A 450-nucleotide genomic window follows, 5' to 3' on the forward strand; every position below is an offset into this window, starting at 1 on the left:
GGGCGTGCGGCCCCATCCCCACGAGCGTGGTCACCGCCGCGTGGTCCAGCAGCAGGGTCCGGCGGTACCGCTCGGCGCCGGCCCGGACCAGGTGCGGCTCCAGGGTGGCGCTGAGCCGTCCGGCCTTGCCGGGGTCCACGCGCAGCAGGCCCAGCGGCGCGACCAGCTCGGCGAGGTGGTCCTGGCCGGGCGTCACCACGACCAGCCGCCCCTCCGGGCGCAGCACGCGGGCGATCTCCCGGCCGTTGCGCGGAGCGAAGACGACCAGCGCCCGGTCCACGACGGCGTCGCGCACCGGCAGGCGCGCCCAGGTGTCCCCGACCACCGCCACCGCCCGCGGGTGGGCCTTCGCCGCGCGTCGGGCCGCGTAGCGCGAGGCGTCGAGCACCACGCCGGTCGCCCGCGGGAGCTCGTCGAGCAGGCGGGCCAGGTGGTGCCCGGTGCCCCCGC

The 450-nt window shown here is 79.6% G+C and carries 1 protein-coding gene; it reads right to left on the bottom strand.

Translation table 11 applies throughout. The features are described 5' to 3' along the window. On the bottom strand, positions 1–450 hold a 450-nt coding region (locus E9529_RS21540), incomplete at both ends, for a methyltransferase domain-containing protein (protein WP_374201385.1).

Origin of the sequence: Blastococcus sp. KM273128 (assembly GCF_021698975.1) — a bacterium.
Classification (GTDB): domain Bacteria; phylum Actinomycetota; class Actinomycetes; order Mycobacteriales; family Geodermatophilaceae; genus Blastococcus.